This is a genomic window from Hyphomicrobium sp. 01T421 (genome assembly GCF_056398805.1).
The window spans coordinates 2346072-2361089 of record NZ_JBFTQC010000001.1; the positions used below are offsets into that span (position 1 = coordinate 2346072).

The following is a 15018-nucleotide window of genomic DNA, read 5'->3' on the forward strand; positions in this document are numbered from 1 at the left end:
TCCACATCCGTGCCGCATCAGGCCCTCGTCGGGGCGGTGCGAATCTGATGCTCCATTAGCCGAAGAGAGGGCCGCTAGCCAGTCCATACGTCTCGGTTTTCGAGCGGGCAAATGCGGTTGGTGGCAACGATGGCGAATTTCACCACTCACATCGCGATTGGTACCGTTGTAACTGGCGCGCTTGCAACCCTCACCCTCGCGGCGGACGTCGTCGCTCCGCAAAATCTCGTCGCGGTAACTTTAGCCGGCGTTCTCGGTTCCGTGCTGCCCGACATCGATCTCAAGGACTCGCGGCCGAGCCGGGCGATGTTCGCGGGGCTTGCGATCTTCTTTTCATTCGCGGTGCTCTTCAATGCGGCGACGGAGTTCTCCATTGCCGAGCTTTGGGTGCTGTGGCTCGGAACGCTTCTCGTCGTTCGATACGGCTTGCACGCGATCTTCCATCGTATCTCGGTGCACAGAGGGATCTGGCATTCGATCCTAGCGGCGGTATTTTCGTCAGTCGCGACGGCGATCGTGTTTCGGTATCTGCTCGGCAAGCCGGAGGGCGTTTCGTGGCTCGCCGGCGCGTTCATGTTCGTCGGTTACATCACGCATCTGACGCTCGATGAGATCTATTCGGTCGACGTGATGGACACGCGCATCAAATCGTCATTCGGCACGGCGTTGAAGTTATTCGATCGCCGGCATCTCGGAGCTTCGCTCGCGATGGCGGGGGCAACTGCGGCGGCGATCATGATTTCACCGCAGACAACGACATTCGTCGATGGGCTTAGTTCGCGCAGCATGTGGACGGGTTTGCAGCAGCGGATGCTGCCGACCGACAAGTGGTTCGGAATCGTTCAAGGTCCGCACTTTGCGAGCCGCAAGCCCGATAGCGCGAACGGTATAACGACGAGTTCGATCGGCGAGCATCCTGGCGATCGTCCTGGAGAGGCGAAGGACGCCGCGGCTCCAAGTGTGCAGCCTCAACCGGCGGCAGAAGCGGCACCGCTTCCGGCTCCCGCTCCGGCTAGTGATGTGCTGCCTGGCAGCGCAAACCCCTAATAAAGTTCGTCGTCAATTCCTTGGCGAAAGATTGCGCGGTCGCGGGCGTGAGGTAGACGCCCTTTTCCGTTGCCGCGATCCCCGTGATGCCGTTGAGGCCAGCCCACAGAGTGCGTGCCATCGCATCGAGAGACTCACGCGATGCGTCCGGTGCGATCGGAGCGAGTTGGTCTTTGACGATGTCGATGAGGCTATTCGTATAATCGTGAAGCAGCACGGGCACGCTGGTTCCCGGAGGCAAGCTGTGGGCCAGAAATAGATTCCACATGCGGCGATTGACGAGGGCGAAGTCGACGTAGCCGTGCGCCAAAGCCTCGACGTTCTTTTCCCTATCCGGTCCGAGCGGAACGCGCTTCATGTGTTCGAGGGTGCGGCCCATCAACTGCACTTGAAGCGTCAGCAGAACGTCATCCAGGTTCTCAAAGATATTGTAGAGCGTGCCGGGCGAATAACCGATCATCCGCGCTATTTCGCGAGCTGAGAGTCCCGTCATTCCATTGCGTTCCACAATGGTTTGCGAGGCATCGAGAATAAGCTGACGCAACTCCTCAGGCGAATGAACGGATCTTCGTCCCATAAGGTGGCAATCCTTAGCGCACTTTTAATTATGATGAGTAAACTGTACCGGATGGTTGCAACAAGACAAGGGTCTGTCGGGGCGCTACTAGAAAGGAATGCTCAATTCTGTGCGTCCGGCGAAAAAAGTTTTCTTCGCGCTTGCGGTAGAAGGGGTGTTTAAGATAATGGAGTGCTCATTAATCCGGCATAGGAGGATTAATTTCCTCCGTACTCGGATTAATTAAAAAAAGTATTCGAATTTCATTCGTGGTTGATGCGCCGAGCGCACACACCCCAGAAATTTCGAGATGAATGACCAATTAGGTCGGGCAAACCGAATTTTGGGTCGCCTGACCGTAGAAGACCGACCCGTAGCGCGGGGAAAACGTCGCCGTGTCGGACCAGGTCAGGTTCTTTATGATGGCCGGCAGCAGGTTCTTCAGCAGCGGCGAGAACTGATATTGGGCGTCGATGATGATTGCGGCGTCACCCTTCGAAAGGAGGTTCGCCGGAACCAGCTTATTCGCAGTGTACGTCAGAGAGCATGGCTGAATGACCATGGAATTGTAGGCGTAAGACCATTCGATTCTGGTCTTCGTGGCGTCGGTGCTGTTGGCCCTGAATTGATAGATGCCCATCCGCATCGCGTTGGAGCTGTACGGCGACATCGCCTGGACGGCTGCGACCATGATGGCATTGAGCTGATTTTTTGCGTCCGTACTCGTTGCGCCGAGCTGCTGCTCACGGGCTACGAGGTCCCCGATCATCGCCGCCGCTTTCTGGAAGCGCTTGTGAACGATCAGTGCGCGTGTGATTTCGAAGGTGCCGAAAGTCATCAGTATCAGTAGCGGCGCGAGAAACGCGAACTCGACGGCTGCGACGCCGGAGCTGTCCCGCAGCAGCGAGCGGAATTGAGATATCAATCGAGAAGGCCCAAACTGATGCATGGTTCAATTGCTCGGGTAGGGCTCGCTGCGGAAAGCAGTAGCGGTTTGCATCATCGTCGTGCCGTCGGGAGCGTTGCCAAATTTGATGAGCGGGAGCTTGGCGGTGAAGTCCCATTTATAACAGGTCGTAACGATCACGATCTGGCTCGCAGTGCCGGTGTAAATAGCTATGAGGTCCGTCGGCTTCATGACGAGAGAGAGGTTTGTGGTGTTGTCCAGACATTTGTACGGCTGGATACCGCCATTCCAATTATCCGCAGCCTGCGCAAAAATCTGAAGTTTGTTGCAGTCGATCCACGGGCCTGCCCCAGTGCAAATTTTCTTTCTGAACTGGTCGACGGTCATTTTCTGCGTGACCGCTTGTCCGGTGCGAATAAGGCGGCTCGCCTGGTCCATGCCCTTTTCGATCGAACTGATAATGAAAAAATAGAAGGCGCAGCCGACGAGGCCGAGGATGAACATCATGAAGGGCGTGGCGACGATCGCAAACTCAACCGCGGTCGAGCCATTGTCGTCGCGTTGAAGCCGACGAAGGCCGAGAAGATTCAAAAGCGGCTTGATGCCAGCCGTCATTGCGCTCGAGATCCCTCTTCAATGCGTTACGTTGAGAGGTAGACCTGGAACATTAAAAGCGTATTTATCGAAACATCCTTCCTTCGGCGCGGTTCACAAAGCGTTAATCGCATCCAACACGGCGCCCGCCGGGAATCGGCGCCGTTCCTCTACCCGCTCATTATTGCTGGTTGTTTGCGTTGGCACCTTGATCGGCTGAGCCTTCGGAGAACTTCGTCTTGCTGGAGTTCGCCGACTTGACGTTATCAAAGAAGTCCTTCTCGTCGCCGATTGTCAGCGTCGGCTCGCAGTTGGGCGTGCACGCGTACGTGAAGCGCTGACTTCCTTTATGCAGATTGACGATTCTGCGATCGTCGCGCTCCACCATCACCCGCTGGTCCTGGATGACGTTGTGGTCGCTATCGAGGGCGATGATGTTCGTTATTCCGAAGGTCTTGCCGGTCACGACGACCAGGTTGCCGTCTTGAAGAGTGACGTCCGCGATCGAAGGATTGCCCACGATAATCTCAGATGCCGGTCTTGGAAGCCGCAGCAGTTGGGATTGATCGTAACGTACGACCAAGTCTCCGGCGGTTGCCGGCATGCCGGCCAATGCAATGAGGCTCGCATACGCGATGCCGCGGATCAGCCGGGGTGGCGTTGCGGGTCGTCTGGATCTTCTCAGCATTCGGCATCCGGCTATCTCGAGGAAGAGATAATTACCGCATGAATTGGTGAAGGAACTGGTAATGGCCGTTTCAATCGAGCGCGGAGTGGCGACCGGCGCGATCCTACAGGTTGCAGCGCGTCATTCGCGGGATGAAAAAGTTACTCGAGTTGAATGTGCGCCGGTGAATGGAGGCCGTGTTCATCCAAGGTCACGCGCAGCTGCGTCTCGGATTGTATTGTGGAAGACGGCAGAGGCTATGCTCTATCCACCTCCAGATCCGAAGCCAAATACCAAATAATTAAGCAGTATTAACTATTGAATACTTCTACATTTCATGTATTCGTTCTGTTATTTTCGATTTAGTAATAATAGTCATCTGGTCATTCCTGTGACTATACTCGTAACTTCTGCAAAATATCGGGCGTTCATTTGCGCTTTAGTTAGGTCATCCGTGCAACCTGCGCGGTTTTACCTGACTTTAATTTTTGAGCATTATTGTCGCTAAAGTTCGCTGGTGAGGACGGATCCCCCCGGCGAAGCAGGATTGGACACTACACTTACGACTAGTTTGGGAGAGTACAGATGAACTTGTTTTCGCGTTTCATGAACGACGAGTCGGGTGCAACGGCCATCGAATATGGCCTGATCGCTGCGATCGTCGCTGTCGGCATCATCGCTTCGCTCGGCACTCTTAAGGGCTACCTGAACGACACGTTCACCAAGGTTGGCACCGAACTCAACACCGCGAACACGGCTAAGTAAGGCAACTTGCCTTCCTAGGTTTGCGAAAAAGATGCGCTCGGAAAAAACAACTCCGGGCGCATTTTTTCATCCGAGATAGTTCCGGCCGGTGCGGCTGCCCGCGGCAATGCTTCGCAAATTTCATGCGGCCACCGGAGATTAAGATCTCTGCGCCACAATTCTTCGCGGAAGGCGCCCGACTTCAGCTCCGACAGCACAAGGTAACCGACATGCACAAAGGGTTCGTCCGGAGCTTCCTAAGCAATGAAAGCGGCGCGACGTCTATCGAATATGCGTTGGTTGCCGGGATGGTGAGTATCTGCATGGTCGCCGCACTGTCGCAGATATCCGGAGCCTTGCAGGGCATGTTCGCGACCATCGGCACGTACTTTGCGGCCAATCTGTAAGGCGGAATCGAAAGCAGAGATTTCGCGGCCGTTAGGCGCGCTTTTACTCACATGCTGCATTCTCGTAGCGTCTTTTGCATCCATCTAGGTCTCCACTCATGGCGTCGCTCGACCCAATCCTGCTCATGACGTTTCCAGTCGCGATGGCGTTTGCCGCGGCCAACGATCTCTTCACGATGAAAATACCGAACAAGATCTCGCTCGCGCTCGTCGGCGGATTTATTGTCGTGGCGCTGCTCACGCGTATGCCGCTCGAGACTTTCGGCACCAACCTCGCAATCGGGTTCGCGATCCTCGGCGTGACGTTCACGCTCTTTTCGCTCAATCTTCTCGGTGGTGGAGATGCCAAGCTGATCGCCGCGGGAAGCGTTTGGATCGGCGCAAATCACATCGTCGAGTATCTCGTCTTCGTCGCGATTTTCGGCGGCGTGCTTTCGCTCGTAATCCTCGGATACCGCAACTGGTTTCCCGCTGAAAAGCTCGCTCTTCCGGGCTGGGCTCTGCGTCTCCACCTGCCCAAGGGCCCCATCCCCTACGGCATCGCCATCGCGGCGGGTGGGCTCGTGGTCTTCCCGGCGACGGATATCTTTCTGTCTCTCGTCGTCTAGTTTTCCTTTGGGCGAGTCCGACACGCGTGCCCGCGAGCCGGGCGGAATTGCCGATCAAGGGATGTTGCGTGCTCGCCGAACGAGCGTTAACGTATTCATAACTGTCTCTACAACGTTTCGGGGTCTTAGCCTCGCTTCGAGACAGAGATTAACCTCAAATTGACAATTGGCCGTCATCGTCCGGAGCAGATCGATTTGTGCTCTCGGGGACTACGGGGCGGATGAAACGGGCTCAGCTCATTGGATTTTCGGTGGCTTTAAGCGCCGCCCTGCTCGCGTATTACGTGGCGAGCGCGTTCGTGCGCCCGCCCGCAGCTCCGATCACTGTCGAGAAGACGGTCAATAGCACCGACGTCCTGGTCGCCGGATCGGATATCCCGGTCGGACAGATCGTCAACGAAGGAAGCTTCCGATGGGTCTCGTGGCCTTCGGAAGCCGTCTCCGCGAGCTACATCACCAAGCAGAGCGGCGGCCAGTCGATCATGCATAACCTCTCGGGTTCGGTGGCGCGCTCGCCGCTGCTCGCCGGAGAGCCCGTTACCGCGCAGAAGCTGATCAAGGCGGGGCAGGGCGGCGTTCTCGCTGCGATCCTGCCGCAAGGCATGCGCGCCATTTCGACGAAGATCAAAGCTGAGACGGCGGCTGGCAGCCTCATTCTCCCCAACGATCATGTGGACGTCATCCTGATCCGGCAGGTGCGGGGCCGCAGCGGTCAGGACGCAAGCGTCGTCGACACGCTGTTCCGAAACGTCCGTGTCATGGCAATCGGTCAGCAAATCGAGACGAAGGAGGGCAAGAAGGCAGCGGACAGTTCGGCAACGACGGCGACGTTGGAGCTGACGCCGCGCCAAGCGGAGATGATGGCACTCGCGAATTCGATGGGCGAGATCACTTTGTCCCTTCGCAGCGTTGCCGATTTAAGCACAGACCCGGCAAGGGCCGGCGGTGTCAGCCTCGACAAACCTAAAAACAATTCCGTGCGCATCGTTCGCTACGGAGCCAAGTCGCGTGTGTATGGCGTGAACTGAGTAAATGATTAATCAGTAGTCGTCATAGGTTTAGGGCTCATGCGCAGTAATTCCGGATTTTCTTGGCGCGCTCGATTGCGCGCCATCGTGATGTTTTTTGGCGCGACGCTCGCCTTTTCGGCGGCAGTGGCGCAGCCGCCAGAGTCCGAAGAAGCTTATCGCGACCTCTCGGCGGATGCGGGGGGGCATCAATCGTTCATTCGCATCAAGGACACCGGCGGCCCTATCAGGAAAAGCCTGAAGATAGGCATGGGAAAATCGGTCCTACTCGAATTCCCGCGCGATGTCCGCGACGTGATGGTGTCGAACCCCGCCGTGGTCGATGCGGTGGTGCTGAGTTCAAACCGCGTCTTCCTGCTCGCCAAAGGAACCGGCGAAGCAAACGCCTTCTTCTTCGATACGACGGGCGCGCAATTCGCGACCATGGAGCTTTACATCGAGAGAGAGACGGCGGGGCTGCAATCGCTTTTCAACCGGATCATCACGGGCTCTTCGATCAAGGTCGAGATGCTCAATCAGACGGTCATCCTCACGGGAAGCGTCAAGAGTCCGATCGACTCGACCCGCGCCGGCAACATCGCCGCACAATTCATCTCGCAGCAGCTTGTGAACTCGTCGGTCAACGTCAAAGAGGGCGTTACGATGGGCGAGAGTCAGACCAATCAGCAGAAACAACCCGTCATCAATATGCTGACGGTCGAAGCTGAAGAGCAGGTGATGCTCAAGGTGACGGTCGCCGAAGTTCAGCGGACGGTTCTGAAGCAGCTAGGCGTCAATCTTGGCGGAATGCTGCAGTCGGGAAGCTTCTCGACCACGCTTCTGACAGAAAACTCATTACCCATATCGGCGGCGCAAGGTCTCGGAACGCTTCCGACGTTCGGACTTCCCGCCGCTGCGGGTGCAGCCTGCGCGGTCGGCGCGCCGATATGCCCGTTCAACACCGGCCCCGGTAACGGCGCCATTGGCAACAGCGGTCTGCTGTCGGGATGGGGTTCGGGTGGCAATCGAATCCAGTCGGCGATCCGGGCGTTGGAACGTGACGGTCTGATCCGGACCCTCGCGGAACCGAACCTGACCGCCATTTCGGGTGAGCCAGCCGAATTCCTCGCGGGCGGCGAAGTGCCATACGTCACCGGCATCGACACGCAAACCGGCACGAGTTCCGTCGCGTTCAAAAAATTCGGCGTGCAGCTCAGCTTTACGCCTGTCGTGCTTTCCGAAGGCCGCATCAGTCTGAAGATCGACACCAGCGTCAGCGATATTTCGCAATTCATCGGCGGCAATCCGGTGTTCGATACGCGCCAGGCGAAAACGGTTGTGGAGTTGCCATCCGGCGGATCGCTCGCCCTCGCAGGCCTCATCAATACGAAGACGCAGCAAAACATCGATGGCCTGCCGGGCGCCAAGGATATTCCAATTCTCGGCACGCTGTTTCGAAGCCGCGATTTCCAAAACCAGGAGTCGGAGCTGGTCGTCATCGTGACGCCTTACCTGGTGCAGCCGACCTCGCGTCAGCAGCTTGCTGCGCCGACGGACGGGTTGGCGCCGGCGACCGACCTCAAGGCGGACTTTCTCGGTCATCTCAACAGGATCTACGGCAAGAGCGAAGCGATGCCTTCCGGCGGTCTCAAGGGTGATTACGGTTTCATCGTCGAATAACTGGGGCGCAGACGCATCATGCCGATCAAGTGCACGACCGACCGCGAGTCCCGGAATTTACACTCGGGCTTCGCCAAAGTACTTTTCATAGCGTTGCTTCCGCTTTTCATCGCTGGATGCCGTCACGATGCTCCCGGTCCTCAGGTCGCGGGCTGGCAAGTCATCGATCCCGAGCAACGACATCCGATCCTCGTGTCACAGCAGCCGGCGACGCTCAATCTGCATATAGCTGCGAGTTCCGATGGTCTGACACCCGCGCAGCGCGCGCGCGTTTTGGAGTTCGCCGGCAGAAGCCGCGCTTCGGATGCAGGAAACAGCCGCGTCGTCATTTCGGCTCCCGGCGGTTCGGCGAACGAAGGCGCCGCGATGCAGGCAGCTGACGAAGCGCGCCGGTTGATGATCGAGACCGGCTATTCGGAAACGTCGATTGCGGTCGAGGCTTATCATGCGGACGGCCGCGATGCGCCGTTGCGCCTGTCCTACATGCGCTATGTCGCCGAGGCGCCCGAGTGCGGACGGGACTGGTCGGAAAATCTCGCTCGCAGCTATCAAAATACGCCGTATCCCAACTACGGCTGCGCGGGGCAGCGCAATCTTGCCGTCATGGTCGCGAACCCGGCTGACCTGCTCGGTCCGCGTACGATGACCAGCCGCGACGCGAACCGCCGGGACGATATGTATTCCAAATACGTGGCAGGTAAGCCACTTGGCGCCGATGCCGAAGCCGCGACGATCGCCAAGCCCTCCACCAATTGATCTTTCGGAGACGACATGTCCAAGCACGCTCCAACCAGCCCAGGCGAGGAACCGGTCCTCGAAGAAGGCGCGCCTCAGGATCTCCATCCGGCCGATCGCGCCCGTCCCATACCGCGCATTTCCATTCAAGCCTTTTGCGATGATCCGCAGGTTGCCGACGCGCTTCAGTACGCAGCCAATGATCGCCGCTTGTCGAAAGCGCACGTCAGCGTCCACATGGGCGGCATCGGCGCTGCCGTCGCGCACTATCTCGATAGCCCGACGCCCAATCTGGTCATCCTCGACAGTGCGCTTAAAGGCAGCCAATTGCTCGTCGAACTCGATCGGTTGGCGGAGAGCTGCGATCCGGGAACGAAGGTCATCGTCGTCGGGCGGCACAACGACGTGCTCCTCTATCGTGAGCTCTTGAAGCGCGGCGTCGCGGAGTATCTCGTCTCCCCCGTCGATCCGATGGGGTTGATGGAGAGCATTTCCAATCTCTACAACAATCCGGAAACCGATCCTGTCGGCCATGTCTTCGCATTCATCGGAGCGAAAGGCGGCGTCGGTTCGTCGACCATTTGCCACAACGTGGCGTGGACGATGTCGGAAGTTTTGAAATCGGATGTCACGATCGCGGATCTCGATCTCGCGTTCGGCACCACAGGCCTCGATTTCAATCAGGATCCTGTTCAGGGCATAGCTGAAGCATTGGCGACGCCGGAGCGTCTGGATGACCAGTTGCTCGATCGTCTGCTGACGAAATGCTCGCAGCATCTTTCCATTTTTGCGGCGCCCGTCGTGCTCGACCGCGACTACGACATTTCGCCCGAAGCTTGCGCCATCGTCATCGATGTTGCGCGCCAGAACGTGCCGTTCGTTGCCGTCGATCTGCCGCATGGGTGGTCGCCGTGGTCGAAGCGCGTCCTGATGCAGGCCGACCAGGTTGTCATCACGGCCGTTCCGGATCTCGCGAACCTGCGGAACGCCAAGAACATCGTCGATCTTCTCAAGACGTCGAGGAAAAACGACGCGAAGCCGCACTTGATCCTGAACATGACGAACGTGCCGAAGCGCCAGGAAATCAGCGTCAAGGAATTCGAGCAGGCTCTTGGTCTCAAGGTCATCTCGGTGATCGACTACGATTCCGAAACCTTTAGCCAGGCGGCGAACAACGGGCAAATGATCGGCGAGTTCAACTCCAAGGCGAAGTCGATCGAGAAGTTCCACGAATTAGCGTTCAGGCTAACGCGCCGTAAAGACACTAAAGCGGAAAAACCAAGTTCGCCGTTGTCGGCCATCGCGCCGCTCCTGGAGAAGTTGAAGCTCAAGCGTTGAGGATCTAGGCCCCATGTTCGGTAGGCGCTCCAACGATCAATCGTCAGAGAGGCGCGTTGCGCCGCAGGCTCCTGAACCGCAGGCAGCCGCCGCTATCGAACCGCGCGCATCGGCGCCGGCGCGAGCACCCGTTGCGCCGAACCCCACGCCGCAGCGAGCTGAGCCCGTTGCCGAGACGCAGCGGCGGCACTCGGAAGAGTACTACGATGTCAAGACGACCGTCTTCAACGCGCTGATCGATACGATCGATCTTACGCAGCTGTCGAAGCTCGACAGCATTGCGGCGCGCGAAGAAATTCGCGATATCGTCAGCGAAATCATTCAAATCAAAAACGTCGTGATGTCGATTTCCGAGCAGGAAGAACTGCTCGAAGACATTTGCAACGACGTGCTCGGTTACGGCCCGCTCGAGCCTCTTCTGGCGCGAGACGACATCGCCGACATCATGGTGAACGGCGCCGGCACGACGTTCATCGAGGTCGGCGGGAAGGTTCAAAAGACCAACGTCCGGTTCGCCGACAATCAACAGCTCATGAATATCTGTCAGCGCATCGTCAGCCAGATCGGCCGGCGGGTCGATGAATCGAGCCCGATTTGCGACGCGCGTCTTCCCGACGGATCGCGCGTCAACGTCATCGCGCCGCCTCTCGCGATCGACGGGCCCGTGCTCACCATCCGTAAATTCCGCAAGGACCGTTTGCGCCTCGAGCAGCTGGTCAAGTTTGGTTCGATTACGCCGGACGCAAAGACGATCCTCGAGATCATCGGACGCGTTCGCTGCAACGTTCTCATTTCGGGCGGCACAGGTTCCGGCAAGACGACGCTTCTCAACTGTCTTACGGGTTCGATCGATGATGACGAGCGCATCATCACGTGCGAGGACTCGGCCGAGCTTCAGCTGCAACAGCCGCATGTCGTACGTCTCGAAACGCGGCCGCCCAATCTCGAGGGCGAAGGTGAGATCAAGATGCGTGATCTCATCAAGAACTGCCTTCGCATGCGTCCGGAGCGCATTATCGTTGGTGAGGTCCGCGGACCGGAGGCGTTCGATTTGCTGCAGGCGATGAACACGGGCCACGACGGTTCGATGGGCACGTTGCACGCCAATAGCCCGCGCGAAGCGCTGAGCCGTCTCGAGTCGATGATCATGCAGGGCGGTTACGCGCTGCCGATCAAGACCATTCGCGAGATGATTTGCGGTTCCATCGATGTGATCGTTCAGGCGTCGCGCTTGCGTGACGGTTCGCGCAAAATCACGCACATCACCGAAGTCATGGGCATGGAAGAAGAGACCATCACTCTTCAGAACCTGATCATCTATGAAATCACCGGCGAGGACGCGCACGGCAAGCTGATCGGGCGGCACCGGTCGACGGGCATTACGCGGCCGCGTTTCATGGAACGCGCGGACTATTACGGTGAGACGGAACGCCTGACTCGGGCGCTCGTCCAGTCCGAGGTCGAAGACAAACACGGCGGTCCGCTTGGTGATCGCAATGGGTGATCTCGATGTTTTTTCGCTCATGGTGCCGCTGCTTGCGGCGCTCGCATTCGCTGGCGCGGTCTTCGCGATCGCCTATCCATATTTCGCCGATGACCGGCAGTCGAAGCGGTTGGAGAGCGTGTCCAGTGCTCGAAGCTCGCGCCTTTCGGGGGGCGCCGGCGACCTGCAAAGCAGCCGCAAGAAGTCCGTTGCCGATTCGCTGAAGGAAATCGACGACCGCCAGAAAGCCGATAAAAAAGTAACGCTGAGCATGCGGCTGATGCGGTCCGGCTCGAAAATGAAGCCGCGCGAATTCTATATCGCCAGCGCGCTGCTCGGCTGTCTCTTCGCGTCTGTCTCGATATTCATCTTGGGGCTGCCGTTAGGCGGTACAGTCGTTGCGGCCATTGTCGGCGGCCTCGGTATGCCGCGCTGGATCCTCAACAAGATGATCAACCGGCGTCAGCAGAAGTTCGTTGCGCAATTGGCAAACGCCATCGACGTCGTCGTGCGCGGCATCAAGTCGGGCTTGCCGCTGAACGAATGTTTTCAAGTCATTTCGCGCGAAAGTCCGGAGCCGCTCGCCGGTGAGTTCCGCGAAGTCGTCGAGCAACAGCGGCTCGGCCTATCCATCGCGGATGGCCTCGAGCGGATGTGCGAGCGAATGCCGATATCGGAAGTCCGCTTCCTGACGATCGTCATCGGCATTCAGCAGCAATCCGGCGGCAACTTGTCCGAAGCACTCGCGAACCTTTCGAATGTTCTCCGTGACCGGCAAATGCTGGCGCTCAAAGTGAAGGCGCTTTCGGCTGAAGCAAAAGCGTCTGCCATGGTGCTCGCCTCGTTGCCGCCAGGTGTCATGACAATGGTCTTTCTTTCGTCTCCTGGGTACATCATGCCGCTTTTCACAACGACGATCGGGCACTTCATGGTTGCGGGTGGCGCGGCGTGGATGATGACGGGCGTTCTTGTCATGAAGAAGATGATCAACTTCAAGTTCTAGGCTTCTGCTCGTGCAGACAGACATGCTGGCGGTATAGCGATGTTGTCGTTCGTCGACGTTGTAATGGACCCGCAATTCATCGCGACGGTGCTCGCCGCCGTATGCGTGTTCGCGACTGTTCTGACGGTTGCGCTGCCGATGTTGCAGCGTGATCAGATGAACCGGCGCATGAAGGAGATGGCCATCGAACGCGGCAAGATGCGTTCGGCCCGTCTCGCGGAATTGGCGACGAAGGATCGTCCACAGGGCGGGCGGTTGAGAGCGACGCCGAAGGGCTTTATGCAGCAGGTCGTCGATCAGCTGAAGCTTCGCGAGCGCTTCGACAACGAGGAATTGCGTGAAAACCTGAAGCGCGCCGGTCTTCGCGGGCAGGCGAACATCGTGTCCTTCATGTTCTTCCGCGTTGCCGCTCCAATCGTGATCTTCTTTTTCGCGCTATTCTATCTCTTCGTTCTCTACGACAGCGGCTACTCTGCGCTCGTCAACGTCTTGATGGCGTTTGCCGCAGGGTTCCTCGGCTTTTATGTGCCGAACATGTTCATCTCCAACCGTGTTCAGAAGCGGCAGATGGCAATCAAGCAAGCGTGGCCGGATGCGCTCGACATGCTTTTGATATGCGTGCAATCGGGCATGTCGGTCGAGGCGGGTTTCGCGAAGGTCGGCAAGGAGATCGTCGCCCAGTCGGTCGAACTCGCCGAGGAAATGATGCTGACGACGGCAGAGCTGTCGTACCTGCAGGATCGCAGGCAGGCGTATGAAAATCTGGCTAAGCGGACGGGACTTCCCGGCGTCAAATCGGTGATGACGGCGCTTGTGCAAGCCGAGCGTTACGGCACGCCGGTTGGCCAAGCGCTCAGAACGATGGCGAAGGAGAACCGCGAGATTCGACAGTCCGAAGCCGAGCGCAAAGCTGCTGCTCTGCCGCCGAAGCTGACCGTTCCGATGATCGTGTTCTTCTTGCCCGTGCTTTTCATCGTCATCCTCGGGCCGGCTGGCATCAGTTACATGCAGATGGAAAAGTAAGCCGTCCCACAAGAAGACATCGGCGTCGCCGCGCTTTGGATTTGTGTCGCGTTGGCCCTGGCCCCATCGGTGGCCGGGGCTTTTTTTATGACGCAGAGTGGACGCGCGAACGCGAACAGCCGGCGCAATTGGCCGGCTGATAGTGCGTCGACTGTCGATTTTTGTAGTTGCCGCTCGAGGTCAGTGCGTGACCGGCAGCGGCTCGTCGGTGCTCGTTTGCCAGACGCCTTGCGTAACAGGCAGAGAACCGGCCGTCGCCGCTGCCTTCTGGACGGGAGCCGCCGCGCTGACCGACGTATTGGCGGCAAAGCTGTTCGCGTCGGGCATGGCCGTCGTCGGTTCGATCTTCACCATTTGCTTCAGGTAAGCCGCGTTGGCGGATGCGGTATCAGTGTTGAGGACGCCGGAGGCGATGGCTTTCGATTCGTCGTAGCGGCCCTGGAGACCCAGTACGAGCGCGAGGTTTTCGCGAATTTTCGGTGTCGCTCCGGACGAGGATACCGCCTGGCGGAGCAGACCTTCGGCCTTCCTCGGATCGCCGTTCATCGCATAAGCCATCGCGAGGTTGTTCGTGACGGTCGGATTGTTGGGTGAAAGCGTCAATGCGCGTTCATAGAATGGGATAGCCTCGGTGTACTTGCCCTGCTTCGCCATGACCGTGCCGCGTGCCGAGACGATGCGCCAATCTGGTTTCGTCGGGTCGTCGGCCATCGTCAGCATCTGATTGGCGACGCCGACTTGATCCATTTCGAGCGCGAGGCGCCCGTATTCGCTGGCGACTTCCGGATTGTTGCCGTGAAGGACGCTGACTTGTTGAAGGACGGCGAGAGCCTTGTCCTTTTCGCCGAGGGCTTTCAGATTTTTTGCATAGTTGAGGGCCGGGCGAAGCTCGCTCGGCTTCTTGTTGTACTCGTTGCCCCAGTAGATCGTGGCCTTCTGCAACTCGTTTTGTGGAGACGACGGACCGGCATCAGCCGTCTTGGTATCGTTCGGCTTCATGGCGATGCTCGGCAACAGATCGGTTGACGCGGAGCAGGCCCCCAAGAGCAGGCTCGCGGTCAGGGCCGCGAGGGTGCCGAGGCGCCGGGGCCGCAGCACTACACATGGCAGGGGGTGCTCAAAACGCGTCATGAAAGTCTCCGTCGGGGATTGATTCGCCGTTCCCCTGGCGAATCTTTGCGAGACCGTCAGTTTCTGAGGCATGGGTCAACAAACGCTT

At 58.3% G+C, this 15018-nt stretch carries 16 protein-coding genes; 11 read left to right on the forward strand and 5 right to left on the reverse strand.

Features of this window, described 5'->3' with window-relative positions:
- Positions 1–111 precede the first annotated feature (111 nt).
- A complete protein-coding gene (locus AC1DK3_RS10805; RefSeq protein WP_477192202.1) occupies positions 112–1047 on the forward strand; it encodes a metal-dependent hydrolase in 936 nt (311 codons plus the stop codon).
- On the opposite strand, the gene AC1DK3_RS10810 is transcribed toward AC1DK3_RS10805, so the two are convergent.
- From AC1DK3_RS10810 to AC1DK3_RS10825, 4 genes are all read right to left on the reverse strand, one after another.
- Entirely contained in the window at positions 1013–1624 is a 612-nt protein-coding gene (locus tag AC1DK3_RS10810) for a TetR/AcrR family transcriptional regulator (protein ID WP_477192203.1), read from the reverse strand. The two genes, AC1DK3_RS10805 and AC1DK3_RS10810, sit on opposite strands and share 35 nt — an antisense overlap.
- 301 nt (positions 1625–1925) lie before the next feature.
- Positions 1926–2552: a TadE/TadG family type IV pilus assembly protein gene (locus AC1DK3_RS10815; protein ID WP_477192204.1), complete on the reverse strand. Its 627-nt coding sequence runs from the start codon at positions 2550–2552 to the stop codon at positions 1926–1928.
- A 3-nt stretch (positions 2553–2555) separates the two neighbouring features.
- Positions 2556–3125, reverse strand: a complete 570-nt coding sequence (locus AC1DK3_RS10820) for a TadE/TadG family type IV pilus assembly protein (protein ID WP_477192205.1) — start codon at positions 3123–3125, stop codon at positions 2556–2558.
- A 160-nt stretch (positions 3126–3285) separates the two neighbouring features.
- On the reverse strand, positions 3286–3792 hold the full coding sequence (locus AC1DK3_RS10825) for a pilus assembly protein N-terminal domain-containing protein (RefSeq protein ID WP_477192206.1): 507 nt from the start codon (positions 3790–3792) through the stop codon (positions 3286–3288).
- A 564-nt stretch (positions 3793–4356) separates the two neighbouring features.
- On the opposite strand from AC1DK3_RS10825, the gene AC1DK3_RS10830 reads away from it, so the two are divergent.
- The 10 genes from AC1DK3_RS10830 to AC1DK3_RS10875 all read left to right on the forward strand — a co-directional run bounded on the left by AC1DK3_RS10830 (position 4357) and on the right by AC1DK3_RS10875 (position 13799).
- A complete protein-coding gene (locus tag AC1DK3_RS10830; protein WP_477192207.1) occupies positions 4357–4536 on the forward strand; it encodes a Flp family type IVb pilin in 180 nt (59 codons plus the stop codon).
- Between the two features lie 209 nt (positions 4537–4745).
- Positions 4746–4922 (forward strand): Flp family type IVb pilin, encoded by a 177-nt coding sequence (locus AC1DK3_RS10835; protein ID WP_477192208.1) that lies wholly within the window; start codon positions 4746–4748, stop codon positions 4920–4922.
- 98 nt (positions 4923–5020) lie between these two features.
- Positions 5021–5530, forward strand: coding sequence for an A24 family peptidase (locus AC1DK3_RS10840; protein WP_477192209.1), 510 nt, complete (start codon positions 5021–5023; stop codon positions 5528–5530).
- A gap of 221 nt (positions 5531–5751) precedes the next feature.
- The gene (gene cpaB / locus AC1DK3_RS10845) at positions 5752–6558 is read left to right on the forward strand and encodes a Flp pilus assembly protein CpaB (RefSeq protein ID WP_339081951.1); all 807 of its coding nucleotides are present in this window, start codon (positions 5752–5754) and stop codon (positions 6556–6558) included.
- 39 nt (positions 6559–6597) lie between these two features.
- Positions 6598–8217 (forward strand): type II and III secretion system protein family protein, encoded by a 1620-nt coding sequence (locus tag AC1DK3_RS10850; protein ID WP_477192210.1) that lies wholly within the window; start codon positions 6598–6600, stop codon positions 8215–8217.
- 18 nt (positions 8218–8235) lie between these two features.
- Positions 8236–8973: a CpaD family pilus assembly protein gene (locus tag AC1DK3_RS10855; RefSeq protein WP_477192211.1), complete on the forward strand. Its 738-nt coding sequence runs from the start codon at positions 8236–8238 to the stop codon at positions 8971–8973.
- Between the two features lie 15 nt (positions 8974–8988).
- The gene (locus tag AC1DK3_RS10860) at positions 8989–10290 is read left to right on the forward strand and encodes a CpaE/TadZ family protein (RefSeq protein ID WP_477192212.1); all 1302 of its coding nucleotides are present in this window, start codon (positions 8989–8991) and stop codon (positions 10288–10290) included.
- A 13-nt stretch (positions 10291–10303) separates the two neighbouring features.
- Positions 10304–11794, forward strand: coding sequence for a CpaF family protein (locus tag AC1DK3_RS10865; RefSeq protein ID WP_477192213.1), 1491 nt, complete (start codon positions 10304–10306; stop codon positions 11792–11794).
- Entirely contained in the window at positions 11787–12776 is a 990-nt protein-coding gene (locus tag AC1DK3_RS10870; protein WP_477192214.1) for a type II secretion system F family protein, read from the forward strand. Before AC1DK3_RS10865 ends, AC1DK3_RS10870 begins: the two co-directional genes overlap by 8 nt.
- A gap of 39 nt (positions 12777–12815) precedes the next feature.
- Positions 12816–13799, forward strand: coding sequence for a type II secretion system F family protein (locus AC1DK3_RS10875; protein WP_477192215.1), 984 nt, complete (start codon positions 12816–12818; stop codon positions 13797–13799).
- A gap of 180 nt (positions 13800–13979) precedes the next feature.
- Here AC1DK3_RS10875 and AC1DK3_RS10880 read toward each other — a convergent pair whose 3' ends face one another.
- Positions 13980–14930, reverse strand: a complete 951-nt coding sequence (locus AC1DK3_RS10880; protein WP_477192216.1) for a tetratricopeptide repeat protein — start codon at positions 14928–14930, stop codon at positions 13980–13982.
- Positions 14931–15018: the final 88 nt, after the last annotated feature.

What these genes read in the sequence shown, in the direction of transcription:
- AC1DK3_RS10835 (WP_477192208.1), top strand. Translation starts at nt 4,746, where the DNA reads ATGCACAAAGGGTTCGTCCGGAGCTTCCTAAGCAATGAAAGCGGCGCG.
- AC1DK3_RS10840 (WP_477192209.1), top strand. Translation starts at nt 5,021, where the DNA reads ATGGCGTCGCTCGACCCAATCCTGCTCATGACGTTTCCAGTCGCGATG.
- AC1DK3_RS10870 (WP_477192214.1), top strand. Translation starts at nt 11,787, where the DNA reads ATGGGTGATCTCGATGTTTTTTCGCTCATGGTGCCGCTGCTTGCGGCG.
- AC1DK3_RS10880 (WP_477192216.1), bottom strand. Translation starts at nt 14,930, where the DNA reads ATGACGCGTTTTGAGCACCCCCTGCCATGTGTAGTGCTGCGGCCCCGG.
- AC1DK3_RS10875 (WP_477192215.1), top strand. Translation starts at nt 12,816, where the DNA reads ATGTTGTCGTTCGTCGACGTTGTAATGGACCCGCAATTCATCGCGACG.
- AC1DK3_RS10820 (WP_477192205.1), bottom strand. Translation starts at nt 3,125, where the DNA reads ATGACGGCTGGCATCAAGCCGCTTTTGAATCTTCTCGGCCTTCGTCGG.
- AC1DK3_RS10860 (WP_477192212.1), top strand. Translation starts at nt 8,989, where the DNA reads ATGTCCAAGCACGCTCCAACCAGCCCAGGCGAGGAACCGGTCCTCGAA.
- AC1DK3_RS10850 (WP_477192210.1), top strand. Translation starts at nt 6,598, where the DNA reads ATGCGCAGTAATTCCGGATTTTCTTGGCGCGCTCGATTGCGCGCCATC.
- AC1DK3_RS10865 (WP_477192213.1), top strand. Translation starts at nt 10,304, where the DNA reads ATGTTCGGTAGGCGCTCCAACGATCAATCGTCAGAGAGGCGCGTTGCG.
- AC1DK3_RS10810 (WP_477192203.1), bottom strand. Translation starts at nt 1,624, where the DNA reads ATGGGACGAAGATCCGTTCATTCGCCTGAGGAGTTGCGTCAGCTTATT.
- AC1DK3_RS10830 (WP_477192207.1), top strand. Translation starts at nt 4,357, where the DNA reads ATGAACTTGTTTTCGCGTTTCATGAACGACGAGTCGGGTGCAACGGCC.
- AC1DK3_RS10855 (WP_477192211.1), top strand. Translation starts at nt 8,236, where the DNA reads ATGCCGATCAAGTGCACGACCGACCGCGAGTCCCGGAATTTACACTCG.
- AC1DK3_RS10805 (WP_477192202.1), top strand. Translation starts at nt 112, where the DNA reads ATGCGGTTGGTGGCAACGATGGCGAATTTCACCACTCACATCGCGATT.
- cpaB (WP_339081951.1), top strand. Translation starts at nt 5,752, where the DNA reads ATGAAACGGGCTCAGCTCATTGGATTTTCGGTGGCTTTAAGCGCCGCC.
- AC1DK3_RS10815 (WP_477192204.1), bottom strand. Translation starts at nt 2,552, where the DNA reads ATGCATCAGTTTGGGCCTTCTCGATTGATATCTCAATTCCGCTCGCTG.
- AC1DK3_RS10825 (WP_477192206.1), bottom strand. Translation starts at nt 3,792, where the DNA reads ATGCTGAGAAGATCCAGACGACCCGCAACGCCACCCCGGCTGATCCGC.